Annotated in this window: 14 protein-coding genes; 11 read left to right on the top strand and 3 right to left on the bottom strand. The window is 71.4% G+C overall.

From position 1 onward, the window contains the following. Positions 1–83 precede the first annotated feature (83 nt). The 3 genes from WMJ97_RS01380 to WMJ97_RS01370 all read left to right on the top strand — a co-directional run bounded on the left by WMJ97_RS01380 (position 84) and on the right by WMJ97_RS01370 (position 4,298). On the top strand, positions 84–2,456 hold the full coding sequence (locus WMJ97_RS01380) for a TIM-barrel domain-containing protein (protein WP_347347165.1): 2,373 nt from the start codon (positions 84–86) through the stop codon (positions 2,454–2,456). A 435-nt stretch (positions 2,457–2,891) separates the two neighbouring features. Next, positions 2,892–3,557: a hemolysin III family protein gene (locus WMJ97_RS01375; RefSeq protein ID WP_347347164.1), complete on the top strand. Its 666-nt coding sequence runs from the start codon at positions 2,892–2,894 to the stop codon at positions 3,555–3,557. A gap of 102 nt (positions 3,558–3,659) precedes the next feature. Next, on the top strand, positions 3,660–4,298 hold the full coding sequence (locus WMJ97_RS01370; RefSeq protein ID WP_347347163.1) for a dihydrofolate reductase family protein: 639 nt from the start codon (positions 3,660–3,662) through the stop codon (positions 4,296–4,298). 81 nt (positions 4,299–4,379) lie between these two features. On the opposite strand, the gene WMJ97_RS01365 is transcribed toward WMJ97_RS01370, so the two are convergent. Both WMJ97_RS01365 and WMJ97_RS01360 read right to left on the bottom strand, forming a co-directional pair. After that, entirely contained in the window at positions 4,380–4,595 is a 216-nt protein-coding gene (locus WMJ97_RS01365; protein WP_347347162.1) for an SHOCT domain-containing protein, read from the bottom strand. Positions 4,596–4,695: 100 nt separating this feature from the next. Continuing rightward, a complete protein-coding gene (locus tag WMJ97_RS01360; protein WP_347347161.1) occupies positions 4,696–5,067 on the bottom strand; it encodes an SHOCT domain-containing protein in 372 nt (123 codons plus the stop codon). 131 nt (positions 5,068–5,198) lie between these two features. On the opposite strand from WMJ97_RS01360, the gene WMJ97_RS01355 reads away from it, so the two are divergent. After that, entirely contained in the window at positions 5,199–6,380 is a 1,182-nt protein-coding gene (locus WMJ97_RS01355; protein WP_347347160.1) for a sensor histidine kinase, read from the top strand. Beyond that, positions 6,377–7,030 (top strand): response regulator transcription factor, encoded by a 654-nt coding sequence (locus WMJ97_RS01350; RefSeq protein ID WP_347347159.1) that lies wholly within the window; start codon positions 6,377–6,379, stop codon positions 7,028–7,030. Before WMJ97_RS01355 ends, WMJ97_RS01350 begins: the two co-directional genes overlap by 4 nt. Here WMJ97_RS01350 and WMJ97_RS01345 read toward each other — a convergent pair. Beyond that, positions 7,023–7,850 carry a hypothetical protein gene (locus tag WMJ97_RS01345; RefSeq protein WP_347347158.1) on the bottom strand — a complete coding sequence of 276 codons (828 nt, stop codon included), beginning with the start codon at positions 7,848–7,850 and terminating at the stop codon, positions 7,023–7,025. The two genes, WMJ97_RS01350 and WMJ97_RS01345, sit on opposite strands and share 8 nt — an antisense overlap. Before the next feature lie 174 nt (positions 7,851–8,024). On the opposite strand from WMJ97_RS01345, the gene WMJ97_RS01340 reads away from it, so the two are divergent. The 6 genes from WMJ97_RS01340 to putP all read left to right on the top strand — a co-directional run bounded on the left by WMJ97_RS01340 (position 8,025) and on the right by putP (position 16,346). After that, a complete protein-coding gene (locus WMJ97_RS01340) occupies positions 8,025–8,993 on the top strand; it encodes an L-lactate dehydrogenase (protein ID WP_347347157.1) in 969 nt (322 codons plus the stop codon). Positions 8,994–9,214: 221 nt separating this feature from the next. Beyond that, a complete protein-coding gene (locus tag WMJ97_RS01335; RefSeq protein WP_347347156.1) occupies positions 9,215–10,840 on the top strand; it encodes an ABC transporter substrate-binding protein in 1,626 nt (541 codons plus the stop codon). A 71-nt stretch (positions 10,841–10,911) separates the two neighbouring features. Continuing rightward, on the top strand, positions 10,912–12,030 hold the full coding sequence (locus tag WMJ97_RS01330; protein ID WP_347347155.1) for an ABC transporter permease: 1,119 nt from the start codon (positions 10,912–10,914) through the stop codon (positions 12,028–12,030). Positions 12,031–12,033: 3 nt separating this feature from the next. Next, complete coding sequence (locus tag WMJ97_RS01325; protein WP_347347154.1) at positions 12,034–13,023, top strand: ABC transporter permease; 990 nt, start codon at positions 12,034–12,036, stop codon at positions 13,021–13,023. Beyond that, the gene (locus WMJ97_RS01320; RefSeq protein WP_347347153.1) at positions 13,020–14,726 is read left to right on the top strand and encodes an ABC transporter ATP-binding protein; all 1,707 of its coding nucleotides are present in this window, start codon (positions 13,020–13,022) and stop codon (positions 14,724–14,726) included. Before WMJ97_RS01325 ends, WMJ97_RS01320 begins: the two co-directional genes overlap by 4 nt. Positions 14,727–14,822: 96 nt before the next feature. Next, positions 14,823–16,346 carry a sodium/proline symporter PutP gene (putP, locus tag WMJ97_RS01315; RefSeq protein WP_347347152.1) on the top strand — a complete coding sequence of 508 codons (1,524 nt, stop codon included), beginning with the start codon at positions 14,823–14,825 and terminating at the stop codon, positions 16,344–16,346. Positions 16,347–16,352: the final 6 nt, after the last annotated feature.

Below are 16,352 nucleotides of genomic sequence, written 5' to 3'. Positions count from 1 at the left end.
CGTCGGCGACCCTACTCCGGGGCCCACGCCGACCCGCCCGGGGGCGTCCAGACGTGTCGGAGCGCGACCCTAGACTCGGGCACATGCCTGAACTTCCCGCCCGGTTCCGCCCCCCGACGACCCCACAGGCCGACCCCGCGGCGATCGTCGCGGGCGAGCACTACCGCATCACGGTCCTGACATCGCGCCTCTTCAGGCTGGAGTACTCGCCGAGCGGGCACTTCGAGGACCGGGCGACCCAGACCGTCGTGAACCGCCGGCTCCCGGTGCCGTCGTTCGAGGTCCTGGAGGGCGAGCGGCTGCTGGAGATCGTCACCGACCACGCTCACCTGCGCTACGACCGGGGTCCGTTCGCGACGAACGGGCTGTCGATCGCGCCGCGCGGCAGCGTCATCAACTACGGCGGCATCTGGCGCTACGGCGAGCCGGCTCCCCGCTCGCACTACGGGTTCCCGGTGAACATGGGCGGCACGGCCCGCACGCTCGATGAGGCCGACGGGGCCGTCCCGCTGGAAGACGGGCTGATGAGCATGCGCGGCTACGCGGTGCTGGACGATTCGGCGTCCATCGCGCTCACCGACGACGGCTGGGTCGCCGAGCGCGAACCGGGCGCGATCGACCTGTACTACTTCGGGTACGGCGCCGACTTCGCCGGCTGCCTCGCCGACTTCTACCGGATCTCGGGGCCGCAGCCGCTGCTGCCCCGCTACGCGCTCGGCAACTGGTGGAGCCGCTACCACCGCTACTCGGCCGACGAGTACCTGATGCTGATGGATCGCTTCGCCGAGCGGAGTGTCCCGTTCAGCGTCGCGGTCATCGACATGGACTGGCATCTCGTCGACGACGTCCCGGAGCGGTACGGGTCGGGGTGGACCGGCTACACCTGGAACCGGCGGCTGTTCCCCGACCCGCCCGCGTTCCTGGCCGCGCTGCACCGGCGGGGCATGAAGGTGACGCTCAACGTGCACCCGGCCGACGGCGTCCGGCCGTTCGAGGAGGCGTATCCGGCCGTCGCGAAGGCGCTCGGTATCGACCCGGCCAGCGACCTGCCCGTCCCGTTCGACATCGCGGACCCGGGGTTCCTGACCGCCTACTTCGACCTCGTACACCACCCGCTCGAAGACGACGGCGTCGACTTCTGGTGGATCGACTGGCAGCAGGGCGGCGTGACGTCGATCCGCGGGCTCGACCCGCTGTGGATGTTGAACCACTTCCATTTCTTGGACGCCGCCCGCCGCGGCGAGCGTCCACTCACGTTCAGCAGGTACGCGGGGCCGGGCTCGCACCGGTATCCCGTGGGGTTCTCGGGCGACACGGTCGTGTCGTGGGCATCGCTGGAGTTCCAGCCGCGGTTCACGGCCACGGCGTCCAACATCGGCTACGGCTGGTGGAGCCACGACATCGGCGGCCACATGATGGGCCGGCGCGACGACGAGCTGGAGGCGCGCTGGCTGCAGCTCGGCGCGTTCTCGCCGGTCAACCGGCTGCACTCGTCCAACAGTGAGTTCGGCGGCAAGGAGCCGTGGCGCTACGACGCGATCTCGGCGGGCGTCCAGGAGGAGTTCCTGCGGCTGCGGCACCGGCTGGTCCCGTACTTGTACACGATGAACGAGCGGGCGCACCGGGAGGGCGTCCCGCTGGTGACGCCGATCTACTACCGCAAGGTCGACGTCGACACCGTGCGGCTGCTGAACGAGTTCTCGTTCGGGTCGGAGCTCGTGGTCGCGCCCATCACGTCGCCGCGGGTGGCGAGCACGCGGCTGGCGTCCGCACGGGGGTGGCTGCCGCCGGGGGTCTGGATCGACTTCTTCACCGGGCTCGCCTACGACGGCGACCGCATCGTCGACTTCCACCGCGGGCTGGCGGAGTACCCGGTGCTCGCCCAGGCCGGCGCGATCGTCCCGCTGACGGGCCCCGACGACCTGCGGGCGGACGTGAACCCGCAGACCCTGGAGGTCCGGGTGTTCGCCGGGGCCGACGGGCGGTTCGTGCTGTACGAGGACGACGGGGCGGCCGGGCCGCGCAGCGTCCGGACGCCGCTGGCGTTCGAGTGGGCGTCCGGGCGATTCACGGTGGGGCCGGCGCAGGGGGCGTCCGAGCTGGTGCCCGCCGGGCGGCGGATCAGCGTGGTGTTCGTCGGGCTCGAGCGGTTCGACGCGCCGCAGGGCCGATGGGACGCCGACGGTCGCCTCGTCGTCGACCTCGGCGAGGTGAGCGCGGACGCCGGGGCGGAGGTGGTGCTCGGCGCCGGGCTGCGGCTCGCCGAGAACGACGTGGTCGGGCGGGTGTACCGCCTGCTGGAGGCGGCGCAGGTGGAGCTCGTGACGAAGGAGCGGGTGTACGACGCCGTCCGGGGGCACGACGACCCCGCCGCGCGCGCCCGGGCCGTGGAGGTCTCCGGGGCGGACGCCGACCTCGTCGCCGCGGTCCAGGAGATCGTGTTCGCCCGCGTCTGACGTTTCTATGCGACGTTGTCCACCCTGGGAGGGGGATTTCGTCACACAGGTGATCAGCGGGGACGCCTGTCGCCCGGGCCGCCCTGGGCGACAACGCCTGCGGCGGTGCGGGCCGGGGTCGCCGGACCGAAGCCCGCCCACGCGCGCCCGTGGGGGCGACGACCATCGACAGGGGGCCGCCGCGGCTCCGTCACGGCGAGTGTGGGCTGTCGCACGCGAACGGGTGCGCACGGGATCGGTCATAACGCCGTTCCCACTGGATCTCTCGACAACCAGAGAGCACTGGTTCGCGCGCGGGGCCCGGGCGGGCCGAGGTGGACGCGCGGCCCGGCGCCGCGGGGTCCGGACGGACGCACGCAGGCCCACAGGGCGACCTGCGCGTCCCTCACGTCAAACCTACGCTACCGTAGCTTACGCAACCGTAGTTAGGACGCCATGCCTCTCCACCAGGACCTCACCAGCCCGCTCTCGGCGGTCAAGCCGAAGCTGCGCGGCTGGTTACATCTGGCCATGACTCCCCTGGCCCTGGTCGGGGGGATCCTGCTGATCGTGTTCGCGCCGACGGCGTCCGGAAAGGTGGGCGGGGCGATCTACCTCGCCTGCTCGCTGCTGCTCTTCGGGACGAGCGCCACCTACCACCGCGGCCACTGGGGCCCCCGGGGCGAGGCGGTGCTGCGCCGGATGGACCACGCGAACATCTTCCTGTTCATCGCCGGAACCTACACCCCACTAGCCCTGATGCTGCTCACCGGGCGCACCCGGGCCGTCCTGCTGACCGTCGTCTGGTCGGTGGCGATCGCGGGGGTCGCGTTCCGGGTCTGCTGGCTGTCGGCGCCGCGCTGGCTCTACACGCTGCTCTACGTGGGCCTCGGCTGGGCGGCGGTCGGGTGGCTCCGGCCGTTCTACGAGAGCGGCGGGCCGCTGGTGCTCGGCTTGATCCTGGCCGGCGGGCTCATCTACTCGGCGGGCGCGCTGGTGTACGCGCGGCGGCGTCCGGACCCGTGGCCCACCTGGTTCGGCTTCCACGAGATCTTCCACGCGTGCACGATCCTCGCCGCGAGCTGCCATTTCGCCGCGATCTGCCTGATCACGTTCCGGTGAGCGGGCCATCGGATGCCTAGCATGGGCCTCACGGTTCCCTAGAATCACGGTTCCCAGCACCTCGGTTCTCAGGACCTCGGTTCCCCCGAACGTCAGGACGTCATGAGCATCCACCACCCCCGCACGTGGGAGGGCAGGGCGTTCCTCGCCACGAGCCTCGACGGCTACGTCGCCCGCCGCAACCACGACCTCGCTTGGTTGACCGACCCCCCGCCCTCCGCGGGCCACGTCGAGCCCCAACCCAGCGACGCCGTCCCCTCCTACGACGAGCACCTCGCCGGCGTCGACCACGTGCTCATGGGACGCGGCACCTACGAGGTCGTCCGCCGATTCGACGAGTGGCCCTACCCCGACCATCAGGTGCTCGTGCTGAGCCACACCCTCAACCACGGCGACGACCGGATCACGGTCGTCCGCTCCACCAGCGAGGCCGTCCGGACGCTCACCGACCGCGACAGCCAGGCCGTCTACGTCGACGGCGCCGGCGTCGTCTCCGACTGGCTCGCCCGCGGACTCATCGACGACCTCGTCCTGACCAGGGCCCCCGTCGTGCTCGGCGACGGCATCGCGCTGTTCGGGCCGGTCCGCGACGACCTGCGGTTCGTCCACCTCGGCACCTCGTGGAACGAGCACGGCTACCTCACGACCCACTACCGGGTCGTCCACCCCGAACCTCGGACGCGGCGCCGCCCCAAGCCGACTCAGACGCCGACGCCGACGCCGACGCCGTCCGACGGCTGACCCGGCGCACGGGTAGGGCCCCAGCGCCACAGGGACGCCGGGGCCGTCGGTTGGCTCGCCTGGCAGGACGCCTCGCTCGCGTCACACCTCGCGCAGGGTGGCGACGCGCTCGCGGTACTCGTCGGCGCTGATGTCCCCGGACGCCAGCCGCTCGGCGAGCAGCGCTTCCGGGTCGCGGTGCCGCCAGCAGCCGGGTCCGCGTCCGGGGGCGCCGGAGCGGTCGATCGACAGCGGCCCTACGCGTCCGTCGCGCAGCAGGAAGAAGGCGATGACGCCGATGATGAGCAGTCCGATCATGGTGGTTTCCTTTCGGTTGACCCGGACCGATACCGGGTTGACAAGGGTTGACGTTGTGGAGGGGTGAAGGTGGAGCCGGGCGCGAGGGTCAGCGCGGGTGTCAGCGCGGGTCGAGCGCGGCGGCCCGCTCGCGGTACTCCTCAGGGGTGATGTCGCCGGACGCCAACCGGTCGCGCAGCGTGGCGAGGGCGTCCGCTCGGGCACGGTCCGCCGGTGACTGCGGGCCCGCCGGCCCGCCCTGCGTCACGTCGGCCGAGCCGTCGGGCGTCCAGGGGCCGGGACGCCAGGCCCCCCGGTAGCCGCGGCGTCCGGAGCCGTCGCGCCAGACGAGCCGCCCGAGGCGTCCCCGCCCGACGAGCACCGCGAAGAGGATCAGCAGGATCGGGAGCAGCAGGAAGCCGCCGAAGCAGCCGCCCGCGCCCATCATGTGCAGCGGGATCAGAGCCGGAATCACGGTCAGTGCGTTGTCCATGACCATCAGCGTTCCCGGCGCCGACGTCGCGGCCATCGGCCCCCGGACGACACCTGCGCGCCCCGTCTACGCACGCTGACGTACGCCGGTCGCCCGATGCCCGGCGGCCCACCTCTTCGTAGGCTGGGTCCATGAACCGGGCAGCCAGCACCGCGCGCTACGCGCTCGCGACGCTGGTCGTCGCGTTCGCGCTGCTGGCGGGCGCCCGGATCGGCTCGATCCCCTGGCCCGACGATCCCGCGATGCGTGGCCCGATGATGGGACGCCTGGGCCAGTACCCCCCGATCCCGCCCGGGCTGCTCGCCGCCGCGATGGCCGCGACCCTCGCCGTCGCGCTGCGCCAGTGGTGGCCGCGCGCGAGCTACGTGGCGGCCACCGTCGCCCTGGCCGCGTACCTCGCCCAGGGCGGCACGGTGCCGGGAGCGGCCGTCGCGGCCGCGGTCGCGGTGATCGGTCTCGCGTGCCGGTACGGGACGTCCGCGTGGCGGTGGCTCCTGCTGCTGATCCCGATGCTCGGGGCGCGCTTCCTCGCGCCCGGGCACCCTGTCGACGCGCTCGAACTCGGACGCCTCGGCTCCACCCTCCTGTGGATCCTCGTGCCCGCCGCCATCTGGACGGCGCGCTCCGCACACCGGGCGCGCCTACGTCGCGAGCGCGACGAAGAACTGCACCGCGCCACCACCGACGAACGGCTGCGCATGGCCCGCGACGTCCACGACATCGTCGGCCACTCGCTATCCGTCATCTCGCTGCAGTCGGGCGTCGCGCTGCGCGTCCTGGACGCCGACCCGGCCCAGGCGCGCGCGTCGCTGGAGGCGATCCGCGCCTCGGCGCGCGAGTCGCTCGCCGACCTCCGGTCCGCGCTCGGCGTCTTCGGCGCCGACCCGGACGCCGCCCTCCTCGCCCCCACACCGGCCCTGGACGCGCTCCCCGCCCTCGTCGGACGCGCCCGCGCAGGCGGCCCCGCCGTCACCCTCGCGGTCTCGGACGCCGCGGCCGTCGCGCCCCGCGGCGTCCAGACCGCGGCCTACCGGATCGTGCAGGAGTCCCTGACGAACGCCGTCCGGCACGCGCCCGGGGCGTCCGTCGCCGTCGCGGTCGCGGCGGACGGCGGCGTCCTGACGGTGGACGTCCGCGACGATGGGGGCCCGGCGTCCCTGGTGGAGGGGGGCGGCATCCGCGGCATGCGCGAGCGGGCGGCGTCCGTCGGGGGGATGCTGGACGTCTCCTCGACGCCCGCGGGCACGGTCGTCAGCGCGCGGCTGCCCCTCAGCGCTCCCGATCCCCACACCTCCCAGGAGGACCCCTCGTGACCATCCGCGTCGTCGTCGCCGACGATCAGGCGCTCGTGCGGATGGGGCTGCGCGCCCTCATCCGCACCGAGCCCGACCTCGAACTGGTCGGCGAGGCTGACGACGGCGCCGCGGCGCTCGCCCTCGTGCGACGCGAGCGACCGGACGTCGTGCTGCTCGACATCCGCATGCCCGAACTGGACGGCCTCGGCGCCCTCCGCGCGATCACCGCCGACGACGCGCTGGCGGGCGTCCACGTGGTGATGCTGACCACGTTCGAGCTCGACGAGTACGTGTTCGCCGCCCTCGAGGGCGGGGCGGCGGGGTTCCTGGTGAAGGAATCCGATCCCGACGACATCGTCCGCGCGATCCGCGCAGCGGCCGCCGGCGAGTCGCTGCTGTCGCCGACGGTGACCCGGCGGGTGATCGCCGCGTTCGCGACGCGTCCGCGCGAGCAGCCGGCGACGCACCCCAAGCTGGGCGACCTCACCGACCGGGAGCGCGAGGTGCTGCGCCTCGTGGGTCAGGGCCTCAACAACGCCGAGATCGCCGAGCGGCTCTGGATCACGAAGGCGACCGCGCGCACCCACGTCAGCCACATCATGCTGAAGCTGGGCGCGCGCGATCGCGTGCAGCTCGTCGTCATCGCGACGGCGGCCGGCCTCAGCTAGCGAGGCCCTTCAGGATCTCGGTCACCTGCGCGACGGCCTCCTTCGACGGGCCGGCCGGCGCGCGGTCGGTCATGCCCGCCTTGTTGTAGACCGCGACGTACTGGCCCTTGCGGACGATGAGCGTCCCCTGGCCCCACGGCTGCCCGTTGGCGCTCGCGTTCGGCACCTGGCTGGCGGTGAAGACCGACCGGTCCCAGGCCGCGTTGGTGGGTGCCGTGCGGGACGCCAGCAGCCCCACGCCCGTCCGCGTCCGGGTCGTGCGGCAGGCGTCCGACTTGGCGATCGCGTCGCGCATGAAGGCGCGGGCTGCGTCCTCGCTGGCGAAGACGATGCCGCCGTTGCCGGTGAACGCGCGGGCGTTCGCGGTCCTGCTGAACCGGGACGCCGAGCGCTGCGCGAGGGCGTCCGTCTTGCCCGTCACCGTGAGGCACGGGTCGAGGTTCTGCAGCGTGTTGTCGGCCCGCAGGCCGCCGGGCAGCCGGAAGCCGGACGGCATCGTGCCGACCGACCCGGCGTCCGTGGCCGCGCGGGGCGCCGCGGACGCCGCCGGCGTCGCCGAACCGCTTGGCGAGTGGGACGCCGACCCGGACGGCGACGGGGACGCAGAATCCGCACCCGGGCTCGCGGACGCCGACGACGGGGACGCGGTGGGGGACGCCGTCTCGGTGGGGCTCACGGAGGGGGCCGGGGAAGACGGGGTGATCGTCGGCGTGGGGGCCTCGGTCGGCGTCCACGCAGGCGCGGTGGCGGTGCTCGTGCTGGAGCAGCCGCCCACCAGCAGCAACACGGCGCTGGCGCAAGCTAGGGAGGTTCGCTTCATGATGCTCCCAGCTTCGCATCGCGCCGCGCGACGAGCCGGCAGCGACGCGGGCGAGGCGCCCGAAACAGCCTCCGATGGGTCGCCGACGGGTCGCCGACGCGCGCCGCGGAAAGGTCGCGCTGATTGTTCCCGGCCCCCTGCACCGACCCGCGTCCAGCCCCTAGGCTGGGCCGCATGAGCACCCAACTCCCAGACCTGAATGCATTGAAGCTCAGCGTCATCGGCGCCGGCTCCGTCGGTTCGTCGCTCGCGTACGCGGCGTTGATCCGAGGCTCCGCGCGTGAGATCGCCCTGTTCGACATCAATGCGAAAAAGGTCGACGCCGAGGTCGCTGACCTCTCCCACGGCACCCAGTTCACGCCGACCTCGTACGTCACCGGCGGCGCCGACATCGAGGTCGTCAAGGATTCGTCCATCGTCATCATCACCGCCGGTGCCCGGCAGAAGCCCGGCCAGACCCGCCTCGAGTTGGCGGGCGTCAACGCGAACATCATGAAGTCCCTGATGCCGCAGTTGCTCGAGCAGGCCCCGAACGCGATCTACGTGCTCGTCACGAACCCGTGTGACGTCCTCACGGTGGTCGCCCAGAAGGTGAGCGGCCTGCCCGCCAACCAGGTCTTCTCGACCGGCACCATGCTCGACACGTCGCGGCTGCGCTGGGCGATCGCCCAGAAGGCCGGCGTCGGCCTCGCCAACGTGCACGCCACGATCATGGGCGAGCACGGCGACTCCGAGTTCCCGACCTGGTCGAACGCCGAGATCGGGCACGTCCCGATCCTGGATTGGAAGGACGCGGCGGGCCAGCGAGTGTTCAGCGAAGACGTCCTCGACGAGCTGGCCTACGACGCGGTGCACGCCGCCTACTCGATCATCGAGGGCAAGGGCGCCACGAACTACGCCATCGGCCTCACCGGGGCCCGGCTCACCGAGGCGATCCTGCGTTATCAGGATGTCATCCTGCCCCTGTCCAGCGTCCTCGACGACTACTACGGCGTCTCGGGGGTCGCCCTGTCCGCACCCTCCATCGTGTCGAACAAGGGCATCGAGCGCGTGCTGGAGGTCCCGCTGAACAACACGGAGTTGGTGAAGCTCAAGGCGTCGGCCGCCGCGCTGAAGCACACGCTGAGCACGCTCGGGTTCTGATCCGTCGATCGGTTCCCACCCCTTTTTCCTGACGGACGCCGCCGGCGTCCGGGCCATCGTCGGCCCGGACGCCGGCGGTTTCGTTCTGTGAATATCAAGGCACAACCTTGACAGGGCCATTAGTTTTCACCACACCGGCAACGAGCCGGAGCACGATCGGTGCCCATCGCCACGACAGCGCCCCCACGACGGGTGTCGGCACCTGACCAAGAGAGGAACCCATGAGGCCCTTCCCACGGACCAAAGTCCTGATCGCCCTGGGTGCAGCCGTGGCACTGACGGCTGGCTGCGCCCAGACCACCACCACGAACACGGCCGGATCGGGGGCGTCCCAGGGGGCGCCGCTGACGGCCGGCACGACCGACAAGGTGACGTCCCTCGACCCGGCGGGCAGCTACGACAACGGGTCGTTCTTCCTGATGAACCAGGTGTACCCGTTCCTGGTGAACACCGCGCCCGGCGCGGCCGACCAGACCCCGCAGCCCGACATCGCGACGTCCGCGGAGTTCACGAACCCGACCACCTACACCGTGAAGCTGAAGCCCGGGCTGAAGTTCGCCAACGGCCACGATCTGACGAGCTCCGACGTGAAGTTCTCGTTCGACCGGCAGCTCAAGATCAACGACCCGAACGGGCCGGCGTCCCTGCTCGGCAACCTGGCCAAGACCGACGCGCCCGACCCGACGACCGTCGTCTTCACCCTCAAGAGTGCCAACGACCAGACCTGGCCGCTGATCCTCTCCAGCCCGGCCGGCCCGATCGTCGACGAGGAGTCGCTGCCCGCCGACAAGGTCATGCCGGACGCCGGCCTCGTCAAGGCCAAGCCGTTCGCCGGCCAGTACGACGTCGCCAGCTACAACCTGAACCAGCTCGTGAGCCTCACGCCGAACGGCGGCTACCAGGGCATGCTGGGCGCGGCGAAGTCGCCGGTGAACGTGAAGTACTACGCCGACGCGAACAACATGAAGCTCGACATCCAGCAGGGCAACATCGACCTGGCCCACCGCAGCCTGTCGGCCACCGACATCGCGTCGCTGCGCAACGACAGCAAGGTGACCGTGCACGAGGGCCCCGGCGGCGAGATGCGCTACATCGTGTTCAACTTCAACACGATGCCGTTCGGCGCGAAGGCGTCGGGCGCCGACGCGAAGAAGGCGCAGGCGGTCCGGCAGGCGATGGCGAACCTCGTCGACCGGCAGGCGATCTCGACGCAGGTCTACAAGGACACCTACACGCCCCTGTTCAGCTTCATCCCCGAGGGGTTGGAGGGCTCGGGCGACCAGCTCAAGACGAAGTACGGCGACGGGTCGGGCAAGCCGTCGGCCGACAAGGCGCGCCAGGTGCTCGCGGCGGCGGGCGTCCAGACGCCGGTCACGCTCAACATCCAGTACAACCCGGACCACTACGGCCCCAGCTCGGGTGACGAGTACGCCATGGTCAAGACCCAGCTCGAGTCGTCGAACCTGTTCAAGGTGAACCTGCAGTCGACCGAGTGGGTGCAGTACTCCAAGGACCGCACGAAGGACGTCTACCCGATCTACCAGCTCGGCTGGTTCCCGGACTACTCCGATCCCGACAACTACCTGACGCCGTTCTTCGCCAAGAACAACTTCCTGGCGAACCACTACGACAACGCGCAGGTCCAGTCGCTGCTCGGCAAGGAGGCCACGACCGCCGACAAGGCCGAGCGCGACAAGGTGCTCGGCCAGCTCCAGGGCATCCTGAGCGACGATCTGTCGATCCTGCCGCTGCTGCAGGGCAAGCAGATCGCCATCGCGGGCACGGCGGTGAAGGGGGTCACGCTGGACGCCTCGTTCAAGCTGCGCCTCGGCACGCTGTCGAAGTAGATCCCCAGGGCGCGGCGTTCCCGGCATCCTCGCCGGGGGCGCCGCGCCCTCCCCCGAGCGACGGAGCGCACATGACGAACACCGACACCGGCGCGGGGCCCGACCTCGCGGCACCCGAGGCGTCCCAGGACGCCGCCATGCCCGGGACGGCCGCCGCGCGGGTCCGCGGCGGCAATCTTGGCCGCTACCTGGCGACCCGGTTCCTGCTGATCTTCCCGACGATCTTCATCTTGGTCACCGTGGTGTTCTTTCTCATGCGGTCCACGGGCGACCCGATCACCGCGGCCCTCGGCGGACGCCTGACGCCCGACCAGCTGGCCCAGCGCGTCCACGAGGCCGGGTACGACCGGCCGCTGCTCGTGCAGTACGGCGAATACCTGGCCGGGATGCTGCGGGGCGACTTCGGGACGACGTTCAGCGACAACCAGCCCGTCACCCAGATCCTCACGCGGTACGGCTCGGCGACCGCCGAGCTCGTGCTCTACTCGCTGATCGTCGCGCTGGCGATCGGCGTCCCGCTCGGCATGGTCGCGGCCCGGCGCCGCGACCGCGCCCCGGACGCCGCCCTGCGCGTCTTCGCGATCCTCGGGTACGCGACCCCCGTCTTCTTCATCGGCCTCATGCTGAAGCTGATCTTCTCGGTGAACCTCGGCTGGCTGCCCGTGTCGGGACGCATCTCGACCTCGGGCGAGATCACGATGGGCACGATCACCAACCCGTCGCCGTTCTACCTGCTGGACGCCCTCCGCCTCGGCAGCCTGCCGCTGATCGCGGACGTCCTCTCGCACGCGATCCTCCCTGGCGTCGCGCTGGGCCTGCTGACGGGCGGGGTGTTCCTGCGCCTCGTCCGGACGAACCTGATCGGCACCCTGGAGCGCCCCTACATCGAGTCCGCCCGCTCGCGCGGCGTCGGAGAGGGGCGCCTCGTGCGCCGGCACGCGCTGCGGCCCGCCCTCATCCCGATCATCACCGTGATGGGGATGCAGATCGCGATGAGCCTCGGCGGCGCGGTGCTCACCGAGACCACGTTCGAGTGGAAGGGCCTCGGCTTCATGCTCGCCCAGTACATGGGCGCCCGCGACTACGTCGCCGTGCAGGGCATCGTGATGCTCATGGCCGTGATCGTGGCCGTCACCAACTTCGTGGTCGACGTCGTCGCGGCCCTCATCGACCCGCGAGTGAGGTACTGACCCATGGCCGACCAAGCCCATCTCGCCGACCCGCGCGACCCCTGGTACCTGCGGCTGCCGGTCGTCGCCGACCTGCGCCGCAGCCACGGGCTGCAGCGCGGCATGCTGATCGCCGGGCTGACGCTGACCGCGATCCTGCTCGTCACGGCCGCGTTGGCGCCGCTGCTCGCCCCCTACTCGTGGGCGCAGACCACGGACGCCGCGGGCGTCTTCGGCAGCCAGCAGCCGCCCTCCGCGCGCAACCCGCTCGGCACGACCGTCGCCGGGTTCGACGTGCTCAGCCGGGTGATCTGGGGCACCCGGACGGCCGTCGCCGTCATGGCCTGCGCCGTCGTCTTCTCGCTGTTCCTGGGCGTGCTGCTCGGCCTGGTGTCGGGCTACCTGGGCGGCTGGTTCGACCGCCTCGCCGTGATGATCGCGGACGCCGTCTACGCGTTCCCGTCGCTGCTGCTCGCGATCGTCATGTCGATCGTGATCTCGGGCGGCCGCTCGGACGCCTGGGGCGGCATCCTGTCCGCCGCCCTGTCGATCACGGTCGTGTTCATCCCGCAGTACTTCCGCGTGATCCGGGCCGAGACGATCCGGCTGAAGGCCGAGCCGTTCGTCGAGTCGGCGAAGGTGATCGGGGTCGGCGTCCCGCGCATCCTGTTCGGGCACGTGTTCCGCAACGCCACCCGGACACTGCCGCTCATCTTCACCCTCAACGCCTCCGAGGCGATCCTGACGCTGGCCGGCCTGGGCTTCATCGGCTTCGGCATCGAGCCGACGTCGGCGTCCGAGTGGGGCTACGACCTGAACCGTTCGATGGCCGACGTCACGTCGGGCATCTGGTGGACGTCGGTCTTCCCCGGCCTCGCCATCGTGCTGTCCGTGCTCGGCGTGACGCTCGTGGGCGAGTCGATGAACGACCTCAACGACCCGCGCCTGCGCACGCGCGTGAAGGCCCGACGCGCGCCGGCCGCGCCGGCGGCGTCCGGGAAGGAGCAGCGATGAGCCTCGACGAGCGATTCCCGGGGACGGATCCGCGGCTGCGGATCCGCGACCTCGACGTCACCTTCGCGACGGACGCCGGCCCCGTCGAGGCGGTCACCGACGTCGGCTTCTCGGTCGATCCAGGCGAGATCCTGGCGGTGGTCGGCGAGTCCGGGTCGGGCAAGACCGTGACGGCCCGGTCGATCCTGCGGCTGCTGCCGGAGACCGCGACGGTCGACGGGGCGGTGCTCGTCGAGGGCACCGACGTGCTGACGCTGCCGGCGTCCACGATGCGCACGGTGCGCGGGCGCGACGTCGCGATGGTCTTTCAGGAGCCCAGCTCGGCGCTGAACCCGGTGTTCCCGATCTGGTGGCAGTTCGGCGAGGGCCTGCGCGCCCATCACCCCAAGATCACCCGCGCCGAGATCAAGGCGAAGGCCGTCGAGGCGCTCGCCTCGGTCGGCATCCCCGACCCGCAGACGCGGGTGAACCGGTTCCCGCACGAGTTCTCCGGCGGCCAGAAGCAGCGGATCATCATCGCGATGGCCCTCTCCATGGGCGCGAAGCTGATCGTCGCCGACGAGCCGACGACCGCGCTGGACGTCACGGTGCAGGCCGAGATCCTGCAGTTGCTGCGCGACGTCCGGGACGCCTACGGCACGTCGATCATCCTCATCACCCACAACATGGGCGTGGTCGCCGACCTCGCCGACTCGGTGCTCGTGATGTACCAGGGCAAGGTCGTCGAGCGGGCGTGGGCGACCGAGCTGTTCGCGTCCCCCCGGCACGACTACACGCGGAAGCTGCTCGCGGCCGTGCCGCGGATCGGGTCGGCGTCGGCGTCCGCGGGGCTCGACCAGGACGCCTGGGCTCGCCTGGACGCCGCGGAGGTCGTCACCGCGGCGTCCGGGATGGAGGTGACCTACCCCGGACGCCTCGGCAGCCCCGCCTTCACCGCCGTCCACGGCGTGGATTTCACGATCCACGCCGGCGAGGTGTTCGGCCTGGTCGGCGAGTCCGGGTCGGGCAAGACCACGATCGGGCGGGCGATGGCCGGCCTGGAGGCGGTCACCGGCGGCTCGCTCACCGTGTTCGGCCACGAGATGCGCGGGTTCCGGGAGCGGCGGTTCCGGCCGCTGCGCCGCGAGATCGGGTTCGTGTTCCAGGACCCGGCGACCAGCTTCGACCCGCAGCTCACGATCGGGGAATGCGTCGGCGAACCGCTGCTCGTGCACGAGCCCGGTCTGCGTCCGGCGGCTCGGCGCGAGCGCGTGGCGGAGATGCTGGAGGCCGTACAGCTGCCCGCCGGCTACGCGCGCCGCTATCCGCACGAGCTGTCGGGCGGGCAACGGCAGCGGGTGTCGTTCGCCCGCGCGCTGGCCCTGCAGCCCCGCCTGCTGATCGCCGACGAGCCGACCTCGGCCCTCGACGTCTCCGTGCAAGCGACGGTGCTCGCCCTCTTCCACGAGCTGCAGCAGCGCTTCGGGTTCGCCTGCCTGTTCATCAGCCACGACCTCGCGGTCGTCGACCAGGTGGCCCACCGCGTGGGCGTCCTGCACCGGGGCCGGCTGGTCGAGCAGGGGCCCGGCTTCGAGGTGATGACGCACCCCGCGGACGCCTACACCCGCCGCCTGCTCGCCTCGCTGCCCGTGCCCGACCCGGTCGAGCAGGCCGAGCGGCGCGAGGCGCTGCGCGCCGAGCGGGGCCACGACACGCACGCGTAGCACAGCCGTCACCGGCGGACCATCAGCCGGATCAGCCCTGGTCACGGCCGCGCACGCCGTTATCGTGTGCCCACCTGCTAGGGAAGGAGGCTCCGCATGGGGGCTTCACCATGGACGGTCGGCGCGATCGTCCTCTACTTCGCGGCCATGATCGCGATCGGCATGTTCGCCTTCCGTCAGACCGACGACCACGACGACTACATGCTCGGCGGCCGCCGCCTGAACCCCTTCGTCGCCGCCCTCTCCGCCGGCGCCGCCGACATGTCCGGCTGGCTGCTCATGGGCCTGCCCGGCGCGCTGTACGCCTCGGGCCTGGTCGAGAGCTGGATCGCGATCGGCCTCACCGTCGGCGCGTACCTGAACTGGCGCTTCGTCGCCCCGCGGCTGCGGGTCTACACGCAGGCGGTCGACGCCATCACCGTCCCGACGTTCTTCGAGGCCCGCACCAAGGACCGCTCGCGCCTGTTGCGCATCGTGTCCGGCCTGGTCATCCTCGTGTTCTTCACCTTCTACGTCTCCTCCGGCATGGTCGCCGGGGGCGTCTTCTTCCAGTCGTCGTTCGGCACGACATACGAGACGGGCATGCTGATCGTCGCCGGCGTCACGCTGATCTACACCCTGTTCGGCGGCTTCCTCGGCGCGACCTACACCGACGTCGTGCAGGGCTGCATCATGGTCGTCTCGCTGCTGCTCGTGCCGACGTTCGCGATCGTGGCCGTCGGCGGGTTCGGGCCCATGGTCGAGGGCATCAACGCGGTGAACCCCACGTTCTCGTCGCTGGTGCGGGGCGCGACCACGATCGGCGTGATCTCGTCGGTCGCGTGGGGGCTCGGCTACTTCGGGCAGCCCCACATCATCGTCCGGTTCATGGCCCTGCGGGACGCCCGCGAGGCGAAGGCCGGACGCCGCTTCGGCATCGGCTGGATGATCCTGTCCGTCAGCGGGGCGATCGTCACCGCGATGGCCGGGATCGCCTACTTCCACCAGCACCCCGAACACGCGCTGACCGACCCCGAGGCCGTCTTCCTCGATCTCGCCCAGCTGCTGTTCCACCCGTTCTTCGCCGGCATCGTGCTGTCCGCCGTGCTCGCCGCGATCATGTCGACGATGTCGAGCCAGATGGTCGTCACGAGCTCGGCCCTCATCGAGGACCTGCTGTGGATGGTGTCCCACCGCGAGTACTCGCCCCGGGTCCAGCTCTGGTTCGGGCGCGTCGGCGTCCTCGTCGTGGCCATCGTGGCCGTGCTGCTCGCCTCGGTGCGCAACGCGACGATCCTCGACCTGGTCGGGTTCGCGTGGGCGGGCTTCGGCGGCGCGTTCGGCCCGATCGTCCTGCTGTCGCTGTGGTGGCGCAAGCTCACCAACTGGGGCGCGATCGCCGGCATGGTCGCGGGCGCGGTCACGGTGTTCTGGTGGGGGCAGTTCGAGCCCGACGTCGCCTTGTTCGGGGAGCACCTCTACGAGATCGTCCCCGGCTTCGCCGTGTGCCTGATCCTCGCGGTCGTCGTCTCGCTGCTCACGTACAAGCCGGACGCCGAGATCCAGGCCGGCTTCGACGAGACCGTCGCCGAACTGGACTCGTTCAAGCAGGGCAAGCGGCCGGCCCGGCAGGTCGCCTGACCGACG

Origin of the sequence: Nigerium sp. (assembly GCF_039811905.1) — a bacterium.
In the GTDB taxonomy this organism is placed as follows: Bacteria; Actinomycetota; Actinomycetes; order Propionibacteriales; family Propionibacteriaceae; genus Propioniciclava.
The sequence above is the reverse complement of the archived record's forward strand: the minus strand, read 5'-3'. Positions and strand labels throughout refer to the sequence as shown.

What these genes read in the sequence shown, in the direction of transcription:
- WMJ97_RS01380 (WP_347347165.1), top strand. Translation starts at nt 84, where the DNA reads ATGCCTGAACTTCCCGCCCGGTTCCGCCCCCCGACGACCCCACAGGCC.
- WMJ97_RS01375 (WP_347347164.1), top strand. Translation starts at nt 2,892, where the DNA reads ATGCCTCTCCACCAGGACCTCACCAGCCCGCTCTCGGCGGTCAAGCCG.
- WMJ97_RS01370 (WP_347347163.1), top strand. Translation starts at nt 3,660, where the DNA reads ATGAGCATCCACCACCCCCGCACGTGGGAGGGCAGGGCGTTCCTCGCC.
- WMJ97_RS01365 (WP_347347162.1), bottom strand. Translation starts at nt 4,595, where the DNA reads ATGATCGGACTGCTCATCATCGGCGTCATCGCCTTCTTCCTGCTGCGC.
- WMJ97_RS01360 (WP_347347161.1), bottom strand. Translation starts at nt 5,067, where the DNA reads ATGGACAACGCACTGACCGTGATTCCGGCTCTGATCCCGCTGCACATG.
- WMJ97_RS01355 (WP_347347160.1), top strand. Translation starts at nt 5,199, where the DNA reads ATGAACCGGGCAGCCAGCACCGCGCGCTACGCGCTCGCGACGCTGGTC.
- WMJ97_RS01345 (WP_347347158.1), bottom strand. Translation starts at nt 7,850, where the DNA reads ATGAAGCGAACCTCCCTAGCTTGCGCCAGCGCCGTGTTGCTGCTGGTG.
- WMJ97_RS01340 (WP_347347157.1), top strand. Translation starts at nt 8,025, where the DNA reads ATGAGCACCCAACTCCCAGACCTGAATGCATTGAAGCTCAGCGTCATC.
- WMJ97_RS01335 (WP_347347156.1), top strand. Translation starts at nt 9,215, where the DNA reads ATGAGGCCCTTCCCACGGACCAAAGTCCTGATCGCCCTGGGTGCAGCC.
- WMJ97_RS01330 (WP_347347155.1), top strand. Translation starts at nt 10,912, where the DNA reads ATGACGAACACCGACACCGGCGCGGGGCCCGACCTCGCGGCACCCGAG.
- WMJ97_RS01325 (WP_347347154.1), top strand. Translation starts at nt 12,034, where the DNA reads ATGGCCGACCAAGCCCATCTCGCCGACCCGCGCGACCCCTGGTACCTG.
- WMJ97_RS01320 (WP_347347153.1), top strand. Translation starts at nt 13,020, where the DNA reads ATGAGCCTCGACGAGCGATTCCCGGGGACGGATCCGCGGCTGCGGATC.
- putP (WP_347347152.1), top strand. Translation starts at nt 14,823, where the DNA reads ATGGGGGCTTCACCATGGACGGTCGGCGCGATCGTCCTCTACTTCGCG.